Genomic DNA, 14,165 nt, shown 5'->3' on the forward strand with positions numbered 1-14,165 from the left:
GCTGGGCACCTTCGCTACCGCCGAGGGCGACACCGGTCGCTGTCTTCTGCTGGTTCCTCGCCGAAGCGCTCGCGAGAAGGGTAGTTCGCAGCGTGGCTGATCGCTGATGTCGGACAGGCGGCATCGTGGCAGGACGTCGGCTTTGTCGTCGCATTCGTCCGGACCCGCGGCCCGGATCACGGGAAGTTTGCCCGCCTCCACTTCCATCGGCGCCGAAAATGCGCGAAGACTACGATGACATCGTGTGACGATCAGGAGGCGGGATCGCGTCGGTGGCTTGCCCGCAACCGCCGCGAACTTCGTCGGTCGCGCAGGTGAGTTGGAGAAGATCAGTCTCCTCCTGCTGGAGCAGGCTCGGCTGGTCACGTTGACCGGGCCCGGAGGTATCGGTAAGACCCGTTTGGCCGTGGAGGCTGTGCGCGGATTCAGCAGAGCCAAGAGCGCGCCGGTCTATTGGGTGCGGCTGGCGCGGTTGGCGAGAGACAGTGACACCGCCGCGGTCGAGGAGGAGATCGCGCGGTCGGTGGTCGAGACCGACTTTTCCGGAAGATCGGCATGGGAACTGCTCATCGATACGTTCACTCGAGTGTCCACGGCCGGGCGGCAGCGACGAATCTTGCTGGTGCTCGACAATTGCGAGCACGTACTCGTCAGCGCCGCCGTCGTGATATCGCGATTGCTCGATGCCTTGCCCGAGCTGACCGTCGTGACGACCAGCCGTGAACCGATCGGCTGGGTCGACGAACATCTGATCGCGGTGCAGCCGCTGGCCCCACGGCATGCGGTGGCTCTGTTCCGTCAGCAGGCCGAACTCACCGGTCACCCGATCACCGGAAGGGAGCAGATGACCACGGCGGCCGAGATCTGCCGCCGCGTGGACAATCATCCTCTCTACATCCAGTTGGCGGCCGCGCGACTGCGTCATCAACCGCTCGTGGTGCTCTTGCGCGGGCTCACCGGTCGAGCCGATGACGCGCGGTTGCGCTGGTCGCACGGTCCGCGGTTCGGGGCCGACGCGCGGCACCGCGGGGTCAGCGATGTCATCACCTGGTCGTATGAGTTGTGCACCGAGGAGGAACGTGTGCTCTTCGATCGGATGTCGGTGTTCGCGGCGGGCTATGACACCGACGCCGACGAAGACGGCAGCGGTGCCTCGGTAGAGGTGGGCGTGGACCTGGAAGCCATCGAGGTTGTATGCGGTGACGGCGACCCCAGCGGCCCCGGCGAACCGGCATCACCCGGTTCGGACGCGCGATCGGCGGTCGAGGAGATCGAGGAGTTGCTCGAGTCTCTGGTCGATCACTCGCTCGTGACCGCGCACATCACCCCGACAACCGTGCGGTATTCCCTGGTGGAGACTCTGCGGGTCTATGCGCAGCAGCGATTGCGGGAACGCTCGTCCGCCGAGATCGACGAACCCGCCCGGCTGGCGCAGCGCCATCTTCGTTACTACCGAGACAAGATCGCCTATGCGGCCGCGCATTGGTTTCATTCCGACGGACAGCACGGCCACGTGAGCTGGGCACGGTCGGCGTGGGCCGATACCCTGACCGCGATCGAGAACAGCCTGGCCGACGGCCGGGCCGACATCGGTCTGGAGATCTGCCTCGGCCTGATCAGCCTGCGGATGCCCTTCATTCGAGGCTCACTGCGAGAGATGCGCCAATGGACCCAACGGTGCCTCGACGCCGCCCGTGCGCCGACCACGAAGCCCACCGAACGCCAGATCGAAGCAATGGCCGCTATCGCATGGCTGGCCCTCACGCAGGGTGATCACGAATACGCCGCGCGCGTTCTGGACGACTGCGTCGCCGCCTGCCTCGCGGACGAGACCGAGCGACAGAACTGGCGGCAGATGCCCGAGCGGGACATCGGCTTGCCCGCCGCCGTCGAATTCACCTGGGCGATGGAGCTGCTGTTCGTGCGTCGCGATGCCCGGGCCATCACCGTATTCACCCGCGCCCGAGCCGCGTTCGATGCTGCGGGCAATGCCGGCAGTGCGGCACTGAGCGAACTGTACGCGGCGATGGCCGCGGGTCTGTTGGGCACCGGCCAACAGGCCCTGGAACTCACGGAACGGTTCCTCGAGTCGGCGCGTGCTTCCGCTGCGCCCCGCGCCGAATCCTGGGCCGAACACGCCCGAGCGATCGCTCTGACAAAGCACGGTGATCCCGGCGAAGCAATGCGTCTGGAACGATCCTCGCTGGCCTACAAGTTCGCTTCCGGTGATCTGTGGGGCGCTATGTGGGTTGTGGAGTGCCGGACCTGGTCGTTGGCGCGCGTCATCGCCGACGCGCTCACCACTCTCGAGGTCTCCGATCGTGATCGGCTCGTCGCGCCTGCCATCGAGATCGCGCACTTGGCCGGGGGAGTCGAAGCGCTCCGCACCAAGTTGGGCGTCGACATCGGCAAGCTGGGCCCCTATGCCGACGAATCCGCGAAGGCCGTCGAAGTAGCGCGCCGGATACTCGGACCGGACAGGTTCATCGAGGCAAAAGCCCGGGGGGCGCGGCTGCGGCCCGAAGACGGCGACGTTCAGCGGCTGGCGCTGGGCACGCTCGTCATCGAAGCAGCGCCTCGGGAGAAAATCCGCGAAGCGGAGCCGACCGGAGATTGGCTGCAACTGACCGCCACCGAGCAGCAAGTGGCGACGTTGGCCGCTGCGGGGTGGACGAACCCCGCGATCGCCGCCCGGCGCGGAAGTTCGGTTCGCACCGTCGACGCGCAAGTCGCCTCGATACTCCAGAAACTGGTGCTCACCACTCGCGAGGACATCATCGAGAAGGTTCCCCGCAGCGTCATCAGCATCGTCGGCATCGAAGCCGCCCGCAGGCCGCGGCGAGGCAAGGGCTGACGTCGACAGCACCGGCGTCGCGCGGCCGCGGGGTCGCGCCCCTGGGTCCGTCCTCGAAGTAGCAACCGAGGCCAGACCGAATCGCAAATGGTCGAAATCGCCGCGAGGTCCGGCAGGGTGGCGGCTCTTGCGCGCGAGTCCGCGACCCCCGGTGTGGCCGCCCCTTGCCGCGCAGCTGGTCTGTCACAGGGGGTTGTGCGATGGCTGAACGCTTTTCGGCGCGTTGGATCACCTGACCGGGGCAATCGCGAGGTGGCCTGCGAGGATCGAGGCTTCGGCGGCGAGGCCGGGGGGATTGGTGGCGATGAACATCGAGTCCGCGGCCAGGTTGCCGAGGGCGTGCCAGGTGGGGTCGGGGTGGTCGCCGACGAGGAGACGGCGGGTGCCGGACTCGATGCGCAGACCGCCGGTCGGCGCGAGTTCCGCTGCGCCGGTGGCGATCAGTGCGCCGAGGAGCGGTTCGGTCTCCTGCGGTGTGGTGTAGGCGGGTGGGTTGACGGCGTTGAAGACCATGTCGGCGGGCCAGTCGGTGCCGTCGAACACCGTGAAACCACCGCCGGGCCGGGCCGCCAGCTTCGTGACACCGGGTCGCAGCCGTAACTGCCCGGAATCCAGCAGGCGCAGGATGATTCGCGCGTTGTGCGGCACCATCGGGGAGCTGAGACTGCTGATGGTCCGGAAATACCTCTCGCGCAGCATCGTCCGGTCGTGCTCGGCGAGCACTGGCCAGAGGATCGGACCCATGGTCCGGATCGCCATGGTCAGCAGGCGGCGGCCCTGGTGCGGTGAATCGACCGCGTCCAATTGGCGGCGCAGGCGGGTGGCCGGTTCCTCGGTCTCGGTTTCCAGGATCTCGGTGGCGAAGGATTCGAAATCCTGCCCCAGATCCGCCAGTTCGGCGCGCATGAGTTCGACCAGCCGGGTGACGGGGACCGTGCCCCGCCCGGCCAGTTCCAGCGCGCGGGGTGGCGTGAGGTGCTGCGGCGCCAGGGGCAACGGCCGCTGCTGGACGTACGGCAGCACGCCGCTGCGGGAAAGGAAGCTGATCGGCCCGGTATGGCCGTGGGCCGTCAGTGCCGCGGCGATGTCGACCGCGGTCAGTCCGCTGCCGACGATCGCGACGTGCGCGCTGGACGCCACATCGGCCGTTGTGGTCGCCAGAGGGTAGGGCTCATTCACATATCCGGGTGCGCCGGCCAATCCGTAATGGTCGCGGGGACGGCCGCTTCCGACACACAGGACGGCGCGGTCCACCGGATGGCTGCCGCCGTCGTCGGTGTGCAGCACAGCGTCGCTCTCGCGGGTGAAGCCGGTAACCCGGGCGTTCACCACGCTCACTCGCCCGCCGCGGGCGCGCAATCGCGAGATCGCGGCATGCGCGGTCTGCTCCAGATACGCGCCGTAGACACCACGCGGGACGAGGGGAACGCCGAGACCTTCATCGAGGTACTGCTCCAGATCGTCACCGCGCCACCTCCGCTCGACGACGCGCGCAGAGGATGCCCCGACCAGGCCGTCGCCGACGTGTCGCGCGGTGTCCTCGTTCGGGTCGACCCGCGAGGGGCCGGTGCGCTCGGTCCGTACCGGGTGTTCGCGGGGCGGCTCCTCCCCGACGAGGGGCGCGCCGGGACGCTCCTCGAGGCGCCCTGCTCCGTTGCCGCGGTCGCGCAGCCAGCGCTCGTAGTGGGCGCGGTCGTCGGCGCGTACCGACATCAGGGCGGGCGGGGCGTTCACCCGTACCGCCTCCAGGTCCGGCTGGTACGGGCGGCCGCGCCATACGGCGGGGGAGCCGTCGAACACGGTGATGCTGCCGGGCGCCCGGTCGGCGGCGGCGAGCGCGTCGAGCAACGCGACCGCCGCGGCGCCCGCGCCGATGATGCCGATACGCATGGTTGTGCCTTCTTTCGTCGAGGTGCGTAGTGCGCACGGCTGCGGCCTCGTGGCCTTCCCTGCCGCCTTGCCGTGCGCTGACCAGCCTCGGCGGCCCCGGCCCGTACCGGCATCCCACGATCGAGGGAATTTCGCCTCGAGCCTGCGGCTTATCCCTCATATGCGGGATGGCGGGTGAACGGGCGGGACAGCAGGATGACGAAGATGACCACGCCGACTCGGCGCGCCGTCGACGCGCTGCGCACCGGCATCGCGCAAGCGCCCGACGCGCACGCGCTGTTCGCCGAGACCTCCGACCGGTTGCGTCGGATCACACCGTTCGATGCCGCTGTATGGGTCGCCACCGATCCGATCAACGGGCTGACCACCGCGCCGGTGCGGGTGGAGAACCTGCACGAGGGCGGCTGCGGAACCTATTGGGAATCAGAGCTTTTCGCCGAGCATGTGAACCTCTTCCGCGATCTGGCGGTGGCCTCGGTACCGGTGGCGGGGTTGCGGGAGGTGACCGGTGACCGGCCCACTCTCAGCCCGCTGTATCGAAGCTTCATGTGCCCGCGCGGTTTCGAGGACGAACTGCGTGCCGTGTTGCGAGTCGACGGGCAGCCGTGGGGGCAACTGAGCCTGTTCCGGGAGCGCGGCCGCAAGCCGTTCCGGGCCGCCGATATCGAGGTGGTCAACGCGCTGTCGACACCGATGGCCCGGCGGCTGCGCAGCTTCGCGCGGTCGTCGGAGCTGTCGGCCGCGCCCCTCGCCGACGCGCCCGGCATGCTGCTGTTCGACCAGACCGGCGGGCTGGTGTCACTGAATGACGAGGCTCGTCACCTGCTCGCCCAGATGCCGCCCGGGCCGATGACGCCGACCGCCACCGGCATCGCGCTACCGCTGCCGGTCTGGATCCTCAGCACCGCGGGCCGGGCCCGATCGACCGGTGAGAACTCCCGCATCCGCATCCGCTCCAGCACCGGCCGCTGGCTGGTCTGCCACGCCTCCTGCCTGCACGACGCCGACGGGCGTCCCGGGATGACCGCGATGGTGATCGCACCGGCCAAACCCTCCGAGGTCATGTCCCTGGTGGTCGCCGCCTACGAGTTGACCCCACGCGAACTGGAGGTCACCGAACTCATCGCCCGTGGCCTGGCCACCAGCGATATCGCCGCCCAGCTCTTCCTTTCCGCGCACACCGTCCGCGACCACGTGAAGGCCGTCTTCGAGAAGGTGGGCGTCGCCAGCCGCGGCGAACTCGTCGCCAAACTCTTCACCGACCACTATGAACCCCTCGCCGCCCGCGACACCGTTCGCGTGCTGGACGCTGGGGCGAGGTAGACGTGCCTGAGCTTCGTCCCGGCCGGCGCGCGAGATTTCCCTCCCTGGTGCCCCAGGGAGGGAATGATCGAGTGGTGACGAAGACGGCGCATCCTGGCAGCGGAAGCCAGGCGGAGACCGCCGACGGCGAGCGGCAGGAGCTGGAGACCATCGGAAGCTTCCGATTCTGGTTCGCCGACCACCGTTGGGAGTGGTCGGATCAGGTCGCGAGGTTGCACGGGTACGCGCCGGGGACGGTGGAGCCGACTACGGAACTGCTGCTGGCGCACAAGCACCCGGACGACCGCGCCACGGTCGCGGAGACGCTGGCCACGGCGGTGCGGACCGGTGAGCCGTTCTGCAGCAGGCACCGCATCATCGATGTGGCCGGCCGGGTGCATCACGTGCTGGTGGTGGGGGATCGATTGCACGACTCGACCGGCGCGACCGTGGGAACCACCGGCTATTACGTGGATCTGACCGGCCGGCTGGACGAGAACCGGCAGGAAGTGCTGAAGGAGACGCTGCCGGAGGTCGTGGCCGCACGGGAGGTCATCGAGCAGGCCAAAGGCGTCCTGATGTTCATCTACGGCATCAACGCCGAGCAGGCGTTCGGGGTGTTGCAGTGGCGCTCCCAGGAGACCAACACCAAACTGCGCGATCTGGCGGCCAAACTCGTCGCCGCGGTCGTCGCGCAGGGCGGCGGGCCGGTTCAGCAGCGCACCCGGTTCGATCATCTGCTGCTGACCGTCCACGAACGACCCGACTGAATCCGTCCGGATGAACTCCGGCGCGATTCACCCGCGGTGGCTCGGCTGCAGCCCGACCAGTTTGACGAGGAAGCGGTCGACCTGTTCGGCCGCCGGCGGCCAGGGCAGGTCGGGCTCGTTGATGCGTTGCGACAGCATCCCGTTCACGGCCGTGCGAAGGTCGAGGGTGACCGTCGCCGGATCGTCCGGCGGGGCGAGGCCCTCGGCCATGCAGCGCTGCACGGCCGAGTTCGTGCGGGCGACCAGCACCTCCTTGAAGGGCATGCCGAGGCGCCGGTGGACCTTGCTCTCGTGCAGCACCTTGTAGAGGCCGGGGTGTTCCTCGGCCCACGCCACCTGGGCCAGGATGCGGCCACGCAGCCCGGCTGCCGGGTCCTCGGCCGCCGCCTCGGCCGCGTCGCCCGCCTCGACCAGTTCCTCGTGACAGCGCCGCATGGCCGCGAGCACCAGGGTGTCCCGGTCCGGGAAGTGCAGGTACACCGATGTGGCGGCGATCGAGACCGCCCGTGCCACCGCCCGCAGGGACAGCGCCTCGTCGTCCGCCAACTCCTCGAGCATCCGCAGCGCGGCCGCGATGATCTCCGCCCGTAGCCGTTCCCCCTGGCCACGGGCGTTGGGCTTACGGCGGGTCGCCGGAGCGGCGGTCGGGTCCATGATCGGCGATTGTAACTGAACACCTGTAGTGCTACGGTCGTCCTGTCTAACTGCACACCTGTAGCGCTACGGGTGTTTCTCAAGGAGTGACATGACCACGACCATTCGTCCCGATGCCGATCTCGACCCGGTGTTCTCCCAGATGGCCAGGGCGACCACGGCGCACTGCTGGGCGGTCCCGCAACTCACCGACCGGGAGAAGGTGTTCCTCTGCGTGGTGGCCGATGTCTGCCAGGCCGGCCTCGGGCTGCCGTTCGAGATGCACATCCGTGCCGGGCTGGACCGCGGCGTGTCCACCGGCGACATCCGGGCCTTGTTGCGGCTGGTCGCCTATGACAGCGGGTACGCGGCCGCGCTGATGGCCCTGGAGCGGCTCGCCGAGATCGAGGCGGCGGCGGGGCTGCCCGGCCCCACCGCTGAACCGTTGCGGGGCGCCTTGCTCGACATCGGACCGGACGCCGCGCCCAGCCCGCTGCCGGAACCGATCCGGGCTCAGCTGCGCGAACTCGATCCGCACTTCACCGAACACTTCGAACTCCAGTCGCGGATGCGGTCCGGTTCCGGGCCGGGCACTTTGACCATCAGGGAACGGGCCTTCGCGACGATGAGCGTCGACGTGCACTATCAGACCCTGGAGGAGACGTTCCAGGCGCACGTCGACCGGGCGCTGGGTGGCGGGGCCTCCGCCGAGGACGTGCGCGCGGTCCTCCGTTTCAACGCCCAGTTCGGCGTGACCAAGGCCTGGCGCGCGTGGAAGGCGCTCAACGCGCACCTCGCCCACCGGGCGTCGGCAGCTAACGGCGGCGGGGTCGCCCGACTGCCGTGACGGGGCCGGGACGTGGCGCTCGGAATCCCGCTCAGGTCGCTCGTTCGACCGGAGCGCGCGCGGCGCCGCGATCCCGCGAGCCGGTTCACGACTCCTCGACCTCCGGCGGCGGTGCGATCGCCGCCCCGGCCGAGAGCAGCCGCTGCGCCAGCGCGCGACTGCGCCGCCCGAGTTCGGGAGGGTCGAGGATCTCGAAGTCGTGCCCCAGCAACAGCATGTGCACGAGCACGATGTCGAGGCTGCCATCGGCGCCGCTGAGCACTTCACAGAGCTCGCTGCCGCGTGGTCGCACCACCGCCGCCGACGCGGGGATCTGCGCGCGCACCGTGTCGGCGCAGGCGTGCACCAGGAAGCGGGCGCGATGCGGGTAGACCCGGCTCGCCACCCCTTCCTGCACGTACGCCGCCGCCTCGGGCGCAGTGCGGGGGCGGAAACGCCACGTCCGCGCGGACACATCGCTCATCCGGTCCACGCGGAAGCTGCGCCAGTCGTCGCGATCGAGGTCGAAGGCCAGCAGGTACCAGCGGCGGTCGGAGGCGACCAGGCGGTAGGGCTCCACCCGCCGCCGTCGCACCTCGCTCCCGGCGGGGTAGTCGAAGCCCGCCTCCACCTCGTCGCGACAGGCTCTGGCCAGGGTCATGAGCACGCCGGGGTCGACCGGGGCGCGGCCTCCGCCGAAGGACTCCACCGCACCGGAGAGCGCGCGCACCTCGTGCCGCAACCGGGTGGGCAGGACCCGGTCGAGCTTGGCCAGCGCTCGGAGTGCGGCGGCACCGGCGCCCGCGACCGCGCCACCCGCGCCGACCAGCAGCGACACCGCCGTGACGATCGCTTCCTCGTCGTCGAGAAGCAGCGGCGGGAGGTCCTGCCCCCGGCCGAGCCGGTAACCGCCGCCGACACCTTGGTCGGCATGCACCAGGTAGCCGAGCGTGCGCAAGCGCTCGACATCGCGCCGGATCGTGCGCGCTGTGACGCCGAGCCGGTCGGCGAGTTCGGGCCCGGTCCAGACCTCGCGTTGCTGGAGCAACCCGAGCAGCGTCAGCACCCGCTCGGTCGTGCCCCGCTCGTCACCGCTCGCCGCCTCCATGTCGCTCAGCCTGCCAGAAATAGCGGACCGATTCTGTCCGCTGGGCATGTCAGGGTGGCGGCATGGACGCAGACGAACTCGACTGGAACAAGACGTTGCGCGAACAGTGGGAGTTCCACTGGACCCGGCAGCTCCGGCCCCGGCTCGACGGCCTCACCGACGACGAGTATTTCTGGTCGCCGGTGCCGGACGCCTGGAGCGTGCGGCCGCGCGGCACTTCGACGGCGCCCGTGCAGGCCGGTGCGGGCGATTTCACGATCGACTTCGCCCTTCCCGAGCCGGTTCCCGCACCGTTCACCACCATCGCCTGGCGACTCGGTCACGTCATCGTCGGCGTGCTCGCCGCGCGCAACGCGGCCCACTTCGGCGCGCCGGCGGCGTCGTACGAGACATGGGAGTACGCCGGCGACGCGGCGACCGCGCTCGACCAGCTCGAGGCCCAGATCGACACCTGGCTGGCCGGGGTGAGCGGTCTCGGACAGGCCGCACTCCGGGTGCCGATCGGCGCGAAGGAGCCCTTTCCCGAGTTGCCCATGGCAGACCTGGTGCTGCACATCCACCGCGAGCTGATCCACCACCTGTCCGAGGTCTGCCTGCTGCGCGACCTCTACACGCACACCGGCCCGGCCACCATGAGGAGTCCCGTGACCACGACGCATCTCGACCCCGAGGAACTGCACCGGAACCCGGCCTTCACGCAGGGCGTGATCGCACCCGCCGCCCGGACGCTGTATGTCGGCGGCCAGCTCGGCACCGACAGCACCGGAGAACTGCTCGACGGCATCGAAGCGCAAACCGTCCAGGCGATGCGCAACGTACTGACCGTGCTCGCCGCCGCGAACACCGGTCCCGAGCACGTCGTCAAACTCACCATCTACCTGGTCGACGGAGTCGATGCCCAGGTGGGATACGCGGCGTCGCGATCGGTGTGGGGCGATCACCGCACCGCCATCACGGTCGTCTCCACCGCGGGACACGCCCGCCCCGGCGCACTCGTCGAAATCGACGCGATAGCGACAATCCCCGAATAGGACCTGCGAGTCGACGAGCCCGTGGCACCTGTCCGACGGCGCCCGGTCCGACCAGGGCCGGTGGGCGACCGGCGTCGCTCCGGACGGTGTGCACCAGAGCGGCTTCCCCGCCGACCCGCAACGGCTTTTCGCGCTCTTCCGAGGTTCGCCGGCGGTCGCAGCTCGTATGTTCAGCGATGCCCGGCGCGATGGGCGCTGCTCTGGGACGCCACGATGCGAACCAGATCGCCGAGGGCGATCTCCACGTCGGTGAGGTGCAGGCCCCAGGTCGCGTCCGGGACGGGATACAGCTCGGGGCTGCCCGGGTCGGGAGTCGCCATCAGCGCCGTCGCGTCGTCGCCGCGCACGCACTGGAGCCGGTACTTCTCGGCGGGGACCAGCCACGGCGTCGGCGCGACGACGGCGGACGGCCCGTGGCGAAGCGCCACTTCGACGCCGAGCGGGCTGGGCACCGGATTGCTGCGGAGCACGGTCGCCGCGGTGCGAGATTCGTTGCGGCTCAACGAGGCCGGATTGGTGCAGGCGATCTCGTAGCCGGGGCCGTACGGTCGTGGCAGCGGCTCCGGGGTCATCGGGTTGCGGCCGAATCGGCTGTCCGGCGGCGGGGTCGCGCCGAAGGTCTGCCAGGCGAGCACGCATCGCGTCTGCTCCTCGCTGCGGCACAGCGGCAAATACCGGAAGTCGCCGCCCACGTCACCGTGCTCGGGCACCACCACGTTGCCACCCAGCAGGATCGCCGACAGGATCCGGTCTCGTACCGCCTGCTGCGGTTCGATCTCCTCGCGGATCAGTTGGCGCAGCATGCGCGCGCCCTGCGAATGCCCGATCAGCACGACCGGCCGTCCGCTCTCGCGCTCCGCGAGGAACTGCCGCCATGCCCGCAGGACGTCTTCGTAGGCGATCCGCGACATCTGCGCGCGCTGCTCAGGGGTGTAGGTCCGCTCCGTCGCCAACGCGGTCAGGGTCCGCTGCCGGTACACCGGCGCGAATACCTCACAGACCTGGGAGAATCGGGCCGCCTGCTGCTCGGCGACTGCCCGTACCTCCGGCGTCACGACGGTATCGGAGTTGGGCGTCGGCTCCGATGACACCGTCGGGTACACATAGAAGCAGTCCACCCCCGGATCCTCGGCAAGCGCCGGGTCCTCGCGCACATCGGGTCGGCCCGCCTGGCGCACGGTCGTCGCCGTACTCCCCGCGCAGGGATCATCCACCCGATCCGGCCTGCACAACCACACGACACCGGCGTCATCGACGGTGTCCGCCGCCGCGCTCACCGATGACCCCGCCGCCAGTCCGACTCCGCACACGACGGCCGCGACCGCCCGCTGCCACCGACTGTCCCGCATCCCGCACACCTCACTGCTTCCGCGCCCGACCACGAGCGCCGGTCCGCGACACCGCGACCGGTGTTTCGGCGCTCTCGTCGGCGTCAGCCTAGCGGCGATCGCACGCGGCGGGACCTCCGATCGCTCGGCACGGGTACCGCCGCCTCAGCGGTCTCGAGGGGCGAATGCGCCGCCTCGGCCCCCGGGCTCGTCTTTCATGAGCTGGGCGAGGCGGCGAATTCGGGTAGATACCACACCACCGGCGTGCCGAGGTCGAGAAGTCCGCGCTCGAGCTGCTGGAGGACCAGCGTGGTGGTCATGACCTTGGTCACCGAGCCGAAGAGGAAGCCCGTGTCTTCGAGCATCGGTGCGCCGGTGGCGATGTTCGCGGTGCCGTGGGCGACGACGATCTGCTCGCCCGCGTGGTAGACGCCGACGGCGAATCCGGGTACATGGTTCGACGCGCGGAGTCCGCGGCCTGTTCGCGGATCCGGGTTTCGACGGTGCGCAGTGCGTTGCTGTTCATGCCGACCACCGTCCAACCTTGACCCCGGGGCAAGGTCAAGGCCGGGAGGTGAAGTCCGGCTCGAACCATCGGAACCGATGACGCCGCACCTGTGGTGAGGCCCTTCGGCCGCCTGTCGCGAGGCCTGGCTCGCGCGGGTGCTAGGGAGAATCGCCATCAACATGATGGCCGCGATCGACCGACGCCAAGGTCCTATTTCCTGCTCGAATTCGGCACTTCAGCGCCTGATTGCCGGTAGCCCTTCCGTTCCAATGAGAATTGTGACTAACATAGCTGCGGATCGAAGCGAAAGGATGCATCGACGCATGCTCAAGAGACTCGACCGGATACTCGGTTACGAGATGAAGGTCTCCGAGTTCCTCGGCACCCTCATCATCATCGGCGTTCCCTACGGGGTGGCGGGGGTGATCTGGACGCTCACCCATACCGGCCATCTTCGCGATATGCACGGCATCGACCTGGTGATGTCGTTCCTGGGATCCATCGTGTGCTGGCCGGTGCTCACCTTCTCGAATGTGTGCATGACCTGATGATGGCTGTGGTGTGGCTCATCGACGTTCTCGTGATCGTGGTGAAGATCCTCGGTGGGCGGATGAAGGTGAATCCGGTCCTTCGCGCCGGGATGTGGGTGGCTGTGCTCAGCCTCTTCCTGGCCGGCTGTGCGGTGCTCGTCGCACTGGTGGTGCTACTGCAGCGGTGGTTGGAGGGCCTCGCGTAGCGCGTCACCCGCCTGGTCCATCCTGCATGCGGCGAGGAATGTCCGATTACTTACTGTCTCGTGGAGGCGCGCTATGGAGTGGGCACCTGCCTACGAATAAGGCATATGCGCAGTTCAAGCCGATGTGATTCGGCTGAACGCCGGCCCGGCGGAGACCTGATGCGGTAGTCGGTCGTGTAAGAAATAGTCAATCACTTATCCCTTGTATGACGTCTGTGCGGTGTGCAACACTTCACACGCTCCGCGCCATCGAAGGGGCGGCCGCTGGTGCGGCGGACGAGAAATCGAAAGGAACGGCCACCAGTGACTGCCTCGCTGCGATCGCCTGCCGACAAGCAACCGCCACTGGAACCGGGCGAAATCGAGAAGTTGGTTGCCGGCGCTTCGGGATTGTGGCGACGCCACCCTCAACGCTCGCTGGAAACGCTGGGCCGTCAAGTCACTCTGGGCCGCGAAGCGATTGTCCAACTGTTCGTTTCGCTGGTCCGAGGACGATTTCCCTACCAGGAATTCATCAAGCAGTGCGCGTTCATGGCCGGGGTGTCGGCGGCGCCGACGGTGTTCGTGGCCATTCCGATCGCCGTCGTGGTCTCCATCCAGGTCGGCGCTCTGGTGAATCAAGTGGGCGCCACGACATTCATCGGCGCGGTCGCGGGATTGGGCATCATCCGCCAAGGCGCGCCATTGGTGTCGGCATTGATGGTCGCCGGTGCGGTCGGCTCGGCTATCTGTGCCGATCTGGGATCGCGCACCATCCGGGAAGAGATCGACGCGATGATGGTGATGGGGGTCGACCCGGTACGCCGCCTGGTCGCGCCCCGGCTCGCCGCGGCGGTACTGGTGAGCGTCTTGCTCTGCGGGTTCGTCGTCTTCGTCGGCTTCGCGACCGCCTACATGTTCAATGTGTACGCCCAATCCGGCACGCCGGGTTCGTTCATCAGCTCGTTCGCCTCCTTCGCGGTGGCCGACGACCTGATCATCGCCCTGGTGAAGGCCGCGATCTTCGGGGTGCTGACCGCGGTGATCGCCTGTGACATCGGTTTGCACGCGCACGGCGGCCCAGGCGGTGTCGCCAACGCGGTGAACTCGGCGGTGGTCAGTTCCGCGCTGATGCTGTTCGCCACCAACATCATTCTCACCCAGCTGTACAACACGTTGTTTCCGGCGAAGGTGGTGTGA

13 protein-coding genes and 1 pseudogene are annotated in these 14,165 nt (G+C 68.7%); 9 read left to right on the forward strand and 5 right to left on the reverse strand.

All coding sequences use genetic code 11. The features are described from left to right. Positions 1-244 precede the first annotated feature (244 nt). Positions 245-2,854, forward strand: a complete 2,610-nt coding sequence (locus ACGF7Y_RS05550; RefSeq protein WP_393229555.1) for a LuxR C-terminal-related transcriptional regulator — start codon at positions 245-247, stop codon at positions 2,852-2,854. Positions 2,855-3,082: 228 nt separating this feature from the next. On the opposite strand, the gene ACGF7Y_RS05555 is transcribed toward ACGF7Y_RS05550, so the two are convergent. Next, positions 3,083-4,744, reverse strand: a complete 1,662-nt coding sequence (locus ACGF7Y_RS05555) for an FAD/NAD(P)-binding protein (RefSeq protein ID WP_393229558.1) — start codon at positions 4,742-4,744, stop codon at positions 3,083-3,085. A 204-nt stretch (positions 4,745-4,948) separates the two neighbouring features. Here ACGF7Y_RS05555 and ACGF7Y_RS05560 point away from each other — a divergent pair, with 204 nt between their 5' ends. Both ACGF7Y_RS05560 and ACGF7Y_RS05565 read left to right on the forward strand, forming a co-directional pair. After that, positions 4,949-6,067 carry a LuxR C-terminal-related transcriptional regulator gene (locus tag ACGF7Y_RS05560; protein ID WP_393229561.1) on the forward strand — a complete coding sequence of 373 codons (1,119 nt, stop codon included), beginning with the start codon at positions 4,949-4,951 and terminating at the stop codon, positions 6,065-6,067. 74 nt (positions 6,068-6,141) lie between these two features. Further along, complete coding sequence (locus tag ACGF7Y_RS05565) at positions 6,142-6,816, forward strand: PAS and ANTAR domain-containing protein (protein WP_393229564.1); 675 nt, start codon at positions 6,142-6,144, stop codon at positions 6,814-6,816. A 27-nt stretch (positions 6,817-6,843) separates the two neighbouring features. Here the strand turns inward: ACGF7Y_RS05565 and ACGF7Y_RS05570 are convergent, their stop codons facing one another. Further along, positions 6,844-7,470 (reverse strand): TetR/AcrR family transcriptional regulator, encoded by a 627-nt coding sequence (locus tag ACGF7Y_RS05570; protein WP_393229567.1) that lies wholly within the window; start codon positions 7,468-7,470, stop codon positions 6,844-6,846. 91 nt (positions 7,471-7,561) lie between these two features. Here ACGF7Y_RS05570 and ACGF7Y_RS05575 point away from each other — a divergent pair, with 91 nt between their 5' ends. After that, complete coding sequence (locus ACGF7Y_RS05575; protein WP_393229570.1) at positions 7,562-8,296, forward strand: carboxymuconolactone decarboxylase family protein; 735 nt, start codon at positions 7,562-7,564, stop codon at positions 8,294-8,296. Positions 8,297-8,381: 85 nt separating this feature from the next. Here ACGF7Y_RS05575 and ACGF7Y_RS05580 read toward each other — a convergent pair whose 3' ends face one another. Further along, positions 8,382-9,383 carry a helix-turn-helix transcriptional regulator gene (locus tag ACGF7Y_RS05580; RefSeq protein ID WP_393229572.1) on the reverse strand — a complete coding sequence of 334 codons (1,002 nt, stop codon included), beginning with the start codon at positions 9,381-9,383 and terminating at the stop codon, positions 8,382-8,384. A gap of 62 nt (positions 9,384-9,445) precedes the next feature. Here ACGF7Y_RS05580 and ACGF7Y_RS05585 point away from each other — a divergent pair. Both ACGF7Y_RS05585 and ACGF7Y_RS05590 read left to right on the forward strand, forming a co-directional pair. Further along, a pseudogene (locus ACGF7Y_RS05585) lies at positions 9,446-9,994 on the forward strand (DinB family protein); the annotation flags it as partial. A gap of 21 nt (positions 9,995-10,015) precedes the next feature. Then, positions 10,016-10,414, forward strand: a complete 399-nt coding sequence (locus ACGF7Y_RS05590; protein ID WP_393230974.1) for a RidA family protein — start codon at positions 10,016-10,018, stop codon at positions 10,412-10,414. Between the two features lie 170 nt (positions 10,415-10,584). Here ACGF7Y_RS05590 and ACGF7Y_RS05595 read toward each other — a convergent pair whose 3' ends face one another. Continuing rightward, complete coding sequence (locus tag ACGF7Y_RS05595) at positions 10,585-11,763, reverse strand: DUF3089 domain-containing protein (RefSeq protein ID WP_393229575.1); 1,179 nt, start codon at positions 11,761-11,763, stop codon at positions 10,585-10,587. A 194-nt stretch (positions 11,764-11,957) separates the two neighbouring features. After that, entirely contained in the window at positions 11,958-12,284 is a 327-nt protein-coding gene (locus ACGF7Y_RS05600; RefSeq protein WP_393229577.1) for a serine hydrolase, read from the reverse strand. A gap of 289 nt (positions 12,285-12,573) precedes the next feature. On the opposite strand from ACGF7Y_RS05600, the gene ACGF7Y_RS05605 reads away from it, so the two are divergent. The 3 genes from ACGF7Y_RS05605 to ACGF7Y_RS05615 all read left to right on the forward strand — a co-directional run bounded on the left by ACGF7Y_RS05605 (position 12,574) and on the right by ACGF7Y_RS05615 (position 14,165). Further along, on the forward strand, positions 12,574-12,798 hold the full coding sequence (locus ACGF7Y_RS05605) for a hypothetical protein (protein ID WP_040867268.1): 225 nt from the start codon (positions 12,574-12,576) through the stop codon (positions 12,796-12,798). After that, complete coding sequence (locus ACGF7Y_RS05610; RefSeq protein ID WP_357123996.1) at positions 12,798-12,986, forward strand: hypothetical protein; 189 nt, start codon at positions 12,798-12,800, stop codon at positions 12,984-12,986. The genes ACGF7Y_RS05605 and ACGF7Y_RS05610 overlap by 1 nt, the downstream gene beginning before the upstream one ends. Before the next feature lie 345 nt (positions 12,987-13,331). Continuing rightward, complete coding sequence (locus ACGF7Y_RS05615) at positions 13,332-14,165, forward strand: ABC transporter permease (RefSeq protein WP_040867357.1); 834 nt, start codon at positions 13,332-13,334, stop codon at positions 14,163-14,165.

Source organism: Nocardia sp. NPDC047654, from assembly GCF_043205035.1.
Taxonomy (GTDB): Bacteria; Actinomycetota; Actinomycetes; order Mycobacteriales; family Mycobacteriaceae; genus Nocardia.

What these genes read in the sequence shown, in the direction of transcription:
- ACGF7Y_RS05555 (WP_393229558.1), bottom strand. Translation starts at nt 4,744, where the DNA reads ATGCGTATCGGCATCATCGGCGCGGGCGCCGCGGCGGTCGCGTTGCTC.
- ACGF7Y_RS05560 (WP_393229561.1), top strand. Translation starts at nt 4,949, where the DNA reads ATGACCACGCCGACTCGGCGCGCCGTCGACGCGCTGCGCACCGGCATC.
- ACGF7Y_RS05570 (WP_393229567.1), bottom strand. Translation starts at nt 7,470, where the DNA reads ATGGACCCGACCGCCGCTCCGGCGACCCGCCGTAAGCCCAACGCCCGT.
- ACGF7Y_RS05575 (WP_393229570.1), top strand. Translation starts at nt 7,562, where the DNA reads ATGACCACGACCATTCGTCCCGATGCCGATCTCGACCCGGTGTTCTCC.
- ACGF7Y_RS05580 (WP_393229572.1), bottom strand. Translation starts at nt 9,383, where the DNA reads ATGGAGGCGGCGAGCGGTGACGAGCGGGGCACGACCGAGCGGGTGCTG.
- ACGF7Y_RS05590 (WP_393230974.1), top strand. Translation starts at nt 10,016, where the DNA reads ATGAGGAGTCCCGTGACCACGACGCATCTCGACCCCGAGGAACTGCAC.
- ACGF7Y_RS05595 (WP_393229575.1), bottom strand. Translation starts at nt 11,763, where the DNA reads ATGCGGGACAGTCGGTGGCAGCGGGCGGTCGCGGCCGTCGTGTGCGGA.
- ACGF7Y_RS05605 (WP_040867268.1), top strand. Translation starts at nt 12,574, where the DNA reads ATGCTCAAGAGACTCGACCGGATACTCGGTTACGAGATGAAGGTCTCC.
- ACGF7Y_RS05610 (WP_357123996.1), top strand. Translation starts at nt 12,798, where the DNA reads ATGATGGCTGTGGTGTGGCTCATCGACGTTCTCGTGATCGTGGTGAAG.